3 protein-coding genes and 1 pseudogene are annotated in these 6,152 nt (G+C 70.5%); 2 read left to right on the forward strand and 2 right to left on the reverse strand.

The window, feature by feature from the left end:
• Window positions 1-50 precede the first annotated feature (50 nt).
• Together G5C51_RS38965 and G5C51_RS38970 are read left to right on the forward strand one after the other, a co-directional pair.
• The gene (locus tag G5C51_RS38965; protein WP_165245152.1) at window positions 51-2,465 is read left to right on the forward strand and encodes a cation-translocating P-type ATPase; all 2,415 of its coding nucleotides are present in this window, start codon (window positions 51-53) and stop codon (window positions 2,463-2,465) included.
• Window positions 2,466-2,542: 77 nt separating this feature from the next.
• Window positions 2,543-3,148: a Uma2 family endonuclease gene (locus G5C51_RS38970; RefSeq protein WP_165245154.1), complete on the forward strand. Its 606-nt coding sequence runs from the start codon at window positions 2,543-2,545 to the stop codon at window positions 3,146-3,148.
• A 98-nt stretch (window positions 3,149-3,246) separates the two neighbouring features.
• Here the strand turns inward: G5C51_RS38970 and G5C51_RS38975 are convergent, their stop codons facing one another.
• Complete coding sequence (locus tag G5C51_RS38975) at window positions 3,247-4,110, reverse strand: DUF5707 domain-containing protein (protein ID WP_165245156.1); 864 nt, start codon at window positions 4,108-4,110, stop codon at window positions 3,247-3,249.
• A gap of 197 nt (window positions 4,111-4,307) precedes the next feature.
• A pseudogene (locus G5C51_RS38980) lies at window positions 4,308-6,152 on the reverse strand (sacsin N-terminal ATP-binding-like domain-containing protein); the annotation flags it as partial.

Below are 6,152 nucleotides of genomic sequence, written 5' to 3' on the forward strand. Positions count from 1 at the left end.
CCCGCAGGCCAATCGCGCGTCCCGCCCCCCGACCGCATAACCTCGGGGACATGGCGGAGCAGCGGGTGGACACCGACGGGGCGGCGGCTATCGAGGCGACGGGCGGCCTACGCCCGAAGGGCGTTCGGCACGATGGCCTGACCTCCGCCGAAGTGGCGGAGCGCATCGCCCGCGGTGAGGTCAACGACGTCCCCGTCCGCAGCAGCCGCTCCACCAGCGACATCGTCCGCGCCAACGTCTTCACCCGCTTCAACGCCATCATCGGCGTCCTCTTCCTCATCATCCTCATCGTCGGCCCGATCCAGGACGGCCTCTTCGGCTTCGTCATCATCGCCAACACCGCGATCGGCATCATCCAGGAGCTGCGCGCCAAGAAGACCCTGGACTCCCTCGCCGTCATCGGCGAGGCGAAGCCCAAGGTGCGCCGCGACGGCGCGTCCGCCGAGATCGCCACCTCCGAGATCGTCCTCGGCGACCTCGTCGAGCTCGGCTCCGGCGACAAGGCCGTGGTCGACGGCGAAGTGGTCGAGGCCGACAACCTCGAAGTCGACGAATCCCTCCTCACCGGCGAGGCCGATCCGGTCCTCAAGCACCCGGGCGACCGCATCCTCTCCGGCTCCTTCGTCGTCGCCGGCGGCGGCGCCTTCACCGCCACCAAGGTCGGGCGCGAGGCGTACGCCGCGCAGCTCGCCGAGGAGGCGTCGCGCTTCACGCTCGTCCACTCCGAGCTGCGCAGCGGCATCAGCCAGATCCTCAAGTACGTGACGTGGATGATGGTCCCGGCCGCCATCGGCCTGATCCTCTCCTCCCTCCTGCGCGAGGAGCGCGACTCCTCCGAGGCCATCCGCCGCACCGTCGCCGGCATCGTCCCGATGGTGCCGGAGGGCCTGGTCCTCCTCACCTCCGTCGCCTTCGCGATCGGCGTCATCCGGCTCGGCCGCAAGCAGTGCCTGGTGCAGGAGCTGCCGGCCATCGAGGGCCTGGCCCGCGTCGACGTCGTCTGCCTCGACAAGACCGGCACCCTCACCGAGGGCGGGATGGATGTCACCGGCCTGAAGACCCTCGGCGGCGCCGACGAGGCCGACGTCAAGAAGGTCCTCGGCGCGCTCGGCGAGTCCGACCCGCGCCCCAACGCCAGCCTCAAGGCGATCATCGAGGCCTATCCGGATACGGAGGAGCTGCGCTGCACCGAGTCGCTGCCGTTCTCCTCGGCCCGTAAATACAGCGGGGCCTCTTTCAACGACGCCGAGGGCGAGTCCTCCACCTGGCTGCTGGGCGCGCCCGACGTGCTGCTGCCCGAGGGGCACGCGGTGCTCGGCGAGGTCGACGAGCTGAATGCGAAGGGCCTGCGGGTGCTGCTGCTCGGCCGGGCGGCCGTGGAGCTGGACGACACGGGGGTGACCCAGGACGTCACGCCCGTCGCGCTCATCTCGATCGAGCAGCGGCTGCGTCCCGATGCCGCGGAGACGCTGCGGTACTTCGCGCACGAGAACGTCGAGACGAAGATCATCTCCGGCGACAACGCGGTCTCGGTCGGCGCGGTCGCCGCGAAGCTGGGCCTGGCGGGCGCGGACCGTACGGTGGACGCGCGCCAACTGCCCACCGACAAGGAGGCGATGGCGAAGGTCCTCGACGAGAACACCGTCTTCGGCCGCGTCTCCCCGCAGCAGAAGCGCGACATGGTGGCGGCACTGCAGTCGCACGGCCACGACGTGGCGATGACGGGCGACGGCGTCAACGACGTCCTCGCCCTGAAGGACGCCGACATCGGCGTCTCGATGGGATCGGGCTCGGAGGCGACGAAGGCGGTCGCCCAGATCGTCCTCCTCAACAACAGCTTCGCGACGCTGCCTTCGGTGGTCGCGGAGGGCCGCCGGGTCATCGGCAATATCGAGCGGGTCGCGACCCTCTTCCTTACGAAGACGGTGTACTCGGTGCTGCTGGCCCTGCTGGTCGTCATCAGCCAGGTCCCGTATCCCTTCCTCCCGCGCCACCTGACCCTGCTGTCGACGCTGACGATCGGCGTCCCGGCCTTCTTCCTCGCGCTGGCCCCCAACAAGGAGCGCGCGAAACCGCACTTCGTACGGCGGGTGATGAAGTACTCGATCCCGGCGGGCGTCATCGCGGGCACGGCGACCTTCGTGACGTACATGATCGCGAGGGGCTACTACACGGGCCCGACCGCCCTCGCCGCGGAGACCTCCTCGGCGACGCTCTGCCTCTTCCTGATCGCCATGTGGGTCCTGGCGATCATCGCCCGCCCGTACTCCTGGTGGCGCGTCGGCCTGGTCGCGGCCATGGCCCTCGGCTTCATCATCGTCATGGTCACCCCCTGGCTACAGGACTTCTTCGCCCTGAAACTGGTCGGCGCGACGATGCCATGGACGGCAGTCGCCATCGCCGCGGTCTCGGCAGTGACCCTGGAGTGGGTGTGGCGCTGGGTGGGCCGCCGCTTCCCGGACTGAGCCGCACGCCTGACGACTGTCAGTGACGCTCGCTACGCTGTGTGTTGTAGTGGTCGGCGAGCGTGGGGAGGCGCATCATGGCTGTAATGGTCGAACATCCGGTGTCGATAGAGCACCCCCAGGGCACGCCCGAGTTCCGAGAGCTGCTGCAGACGCTCCTGGAGCTTGACGAGCACGTGCCCGATGGCTACCGAACGGAGATCATCGGGGGGAAAATCGTCATGTCGCCGTGGTCGAAGGGCTACTACTTCCCTGTGATGCGGTCGCTTCGCAGACAGCTGGAGCCCCATCTGCCTGAAGGCCACGTCGTGGACTCTGCGCCGTACCTCTTCACATTTCCCGCCGCCGAGCGAGCGTACGGTCCGGACGTCTTCGCCGCGGCCGAGGGCGCATTCCGCACGGAGCGGCGGCACATCGACGGCGAGGCGCTCTCCTTGGCCGCCGAGCTAACGTCCACTTCCACACGGAATGCAGACGTCCACGACAAGGTAACGGCATACGGCAAGGGCACAGTGCCGGTGTATCTGCTGCTGGACATGCAGAAGTCGGCGGCCACTCTCTTCTGGCAGCCCACCGACGAGGGGTACGCCGCCCAAACCACCGTGCCCTTCGGCGAGAAGCTGCGGGTACCGGCGCCCTTCGACTGCGATCTCGACACATCCGAGTTCCTGCCCGCCGAATAGGCGTCGTTCAGTCGAACCTCTCGCTGGTTACAAGGAGAACCACGGGCCGCCGGTCACTGTGTGACCGGCGGCCCGTACTGCTGCTGCGCTGTGGAGCGTTACCGGACGTCGACGTAGTCGCCGTAGGTCTTCACCGCGGGGGTGGTTGTGGCCTTCGGGGTGAAGTTCCAGCGCCAGTAGCCGTCCGCCTTGGCGGTGGAGGTGGTCTTCAGGGCGCCGGTTGAGCTGGTGATCGGGGTCTTGAGGGTGCTGTAGCTGGTGCTTGTCTTCGGCTTGAACTGGAGCGCCACCGGCTGGTTCGTGTAGCCGTGGTACGCGAAGTCGTCCCAGTTGGCGCGGGTCAGCTTGCCCGTGATGGTGACGGGCTTGCCCTTCGTGACCGGCTCGGGCGCGGCGTTGACCGTCAGCTTCGAGTAGCGCTGCACGCGCGTCGTGCCGGCGAAGTTGTCCGCGGTCTCGGAGCCGTCGTTGCCGGCCGCGTAGGCCGCCACGTGCCAGGTGCCCGCGAGCTCGTTCCACAGGTACGCGTACGTGTCGTCGTGCGGCGTGACCGTGATGGTGACCTTGCAGGTCGAGGTGGTCGCGTTCACCGCGGTGCAGGTGCCGTTCTCCGTGGTCGGACCGAAGACCTGCTCCGGGTCGGCGTCGTCCGAGCCGTGCCAGATGGCGACCTGGCCATCGGCGATGCCGTCCGGATTCGTGGCCGTGACGCTCGCGGTGAAGCTGACCTGCTTAGTGGTGCCGACCGCGATGTACTTGCCGCCGTTGACGGTGACATCGGTGATCTGGGTGGCGCCGTCCTCGGCGGCCAGCGCGCGGGCGCCCGGCTTGTCACCGAAGAGGCCGGCGCTGTTCCGCTTGTGCTCCAGGCCGCTCTCCGGATCGGCCTGCGCCGCCGGCAGAGCAAGAGCGCCCAGGGCCAGGACGCCGGCCACACCGGCGCCAATGGCGATTTTCCGCATGAAGTCCCCACTGAGTGAAATACCTGCCGAACTTCCCCCCGGCAGGGTGTGAATGGTGAGGGGATATTAAGCGGGCCTACGGCGAATTCACATCGGAAAAATCCGGACACTTGGGCCATGAGTCGGAGACGTCCAGTGATGTTCGGCACAACGGGAAATGGTTGTACGGCCGATGGCAAAAAGAGCGGCGGTTCCCGTCAGTCGAACCAACGATCCTGGGCCAGTTCCTCCGTGCGGGTCGGGTCCTCCAGCAGGGCCGCGGCCTCGAAGCGGCGGGACCACTGGCCCGCCGCCCAGGCGAGGCCGGCCGCGACGCCCTCCAGGGTGGCGGCGTGCAGGACGCCGTCGGGGGTGCGGCGCCAGTCGAGTTCGACGCCGTTGAGCACGAGTTCGTCGTGTTCCTCGTACGTAGCCGGGGTGGCCGGGCCGAGGAGGGTGCGTACGGGCTGCGGGACCTCGCGCGGCTCTCCCGGGGCGGTGACCGGGGCCTCGTAGGCCTCGCTCAGGCGCGGCACCTGGAGCAGTTCGGCCAGGTCGGCGGCCGCGGACGGGCGTACGGGCAGCAGCGGGCGGCCCGCGGCCAGGGGGATCAGGTCCGGGGCGTCGGCGACCAGGGCGTCGGCGGCGTCCACGACCGCCACCTCGCCGTCGACCACGGCGCGCAGGTCGTCGGGGAGCGTGACCTGTTCCGGGTCGAGGGCGGACAGGAGGCCGTAAAGGGCGTGCAGTTGGGGCGCCGTGACCGGCAGGTCGGGGTCGGCCAGGCGCGTCAGCAGCTCCGCGGCGCCGCCCGGCTCGTCGAGGAGGGCGGCGGCGGAGGTGCGTACGCCGAGGGCGCGGAGGACCTGGTCGTCGGTGACAGATGCAGTGTCGGCGGGCTCGTAAAGACCCGCGAGGAGCGGGTCGCCGCCCGCCGCGCGCAGGCCCGCCGGGCGGCGGCCGTCGAGGACCGGATTGCCGCGCAGCCACCAGGCCGTGTACGGGCGGACCTGCTGCGTACCGCCGTCGGGGAGCAGGATGCGGGCGGGCTGCGTGAGCGCGTCGCGCAGCGGGGGCTGGGCGAGCATCGCGAGGGCCTGCGGCCAGGCGTCGTCCGCGACCAGGTCGAGGTCCCGTACGCCGATCAGCTCGGTGACCACCGGCGGGACCGGGGGTTCTTCGTCGAGGCGGTCGAGGACGTCCTCGCACCAGACGTCGACGGCGTCGAGGAGGCCGGGGTCGTCGGGCTCGGGGTAGTCGCTGTCGCGGGGCTCGAGTTCGTCCGGGTCGAGGACGACGTCGGCGGCGCGGACGAGGGCGAAGTTCGCCTGCACGCCGACCGCGGTCAGCGGTTGCTCGCCCCAGCGCTCGGCGAGGCCGGCGTCGCAGGCGGCCAGTTCGCCCTCGCGGATGACCTGCTCGAAGGGGCTGCCGGGATAGACGAGTTCGCCGGCGGGGGCGAGTTCGCCGTCCTCGTCGGAGAGGGCCAGGGCGGCAAGCCAGGGCTCGTCGCCGGGGGCGAGGTGGGCGTCGCGGACGAGGGCGAGGACGGTGGCGGCGAGTTCGTCGGGGGTGAGGGCCGCTTCTTCGTCCTCGTGCCAGGCCTCGTCGTCGTCGAGGGAGGCGGCGACGGCGGCGCGCACCTGGGGAGTGGTGAGTACGGCGCGGGGCGTCGCCGGGGTGGCGCCGAGCTTCTCCAGCAGCGGGTGCGCGGCCTCGGGGTGGGCGACGCGCAGGCCGAGGCGGGCGATACGGGCGGGGTCGGAGTCGGGGAGAGGGAGCAGGACTTGGCGGGGGCCGGTGACGGTAAGGCCGTCGGCGAGCGGCACGGGGAGGCCGCCGAGGGCCTCGGGGTCGGTGCCGGTGAGGGAGTCGTAGAGCCGGTGCCACCAGTGCGTCGGGCGCTCGGTCCCGGCGAGGGACTCGATCGCCTCGGCGAGGGGGAGGCGCTGGACGCCGAGCGTGCGCAGCGCCTGGCGGCGCTCCTGGCCGGCGGGGAGGAGGTTGGGGTAGACGTCGGCGAGGGTGGCGACGGTGGCTTCGCCCGCGCCTTCCAGGAGGAG

It is taken from the genome of Streptomyces coryli, assembly GCF_011044975.1.
Taxonomy (GTDB): Bacteria; Actinomycetota; Actinomycetes; order Streptomycetales; family Streptomycetaceae; genus Streptomyces; species Streptomyces coryli.

Coding starts and splice junctions, on each gene's coding strand:
- G5C51_RS38970 (WP_165245154.1), top strand. CDS start 2,543: ATGGCTGTAATGGTCGAACATCCGGTGTCGATAGAGCACCCCCAGGGC.
- G5C51_RS38965 (WP_165245152.1), top strand. CDS start 51: ATGGCGGAGCAGCGGGTGGACACCGACGGGGCGGCGGCTATCGAGGCG.
- G5C51_RS38975 (WP_165245156.1), bottom strand. CDS start 4,110: ATGCGGAAAATCGCCATTGGCGCCGGTGTGGCCGGCGTCCTGGCCCTG.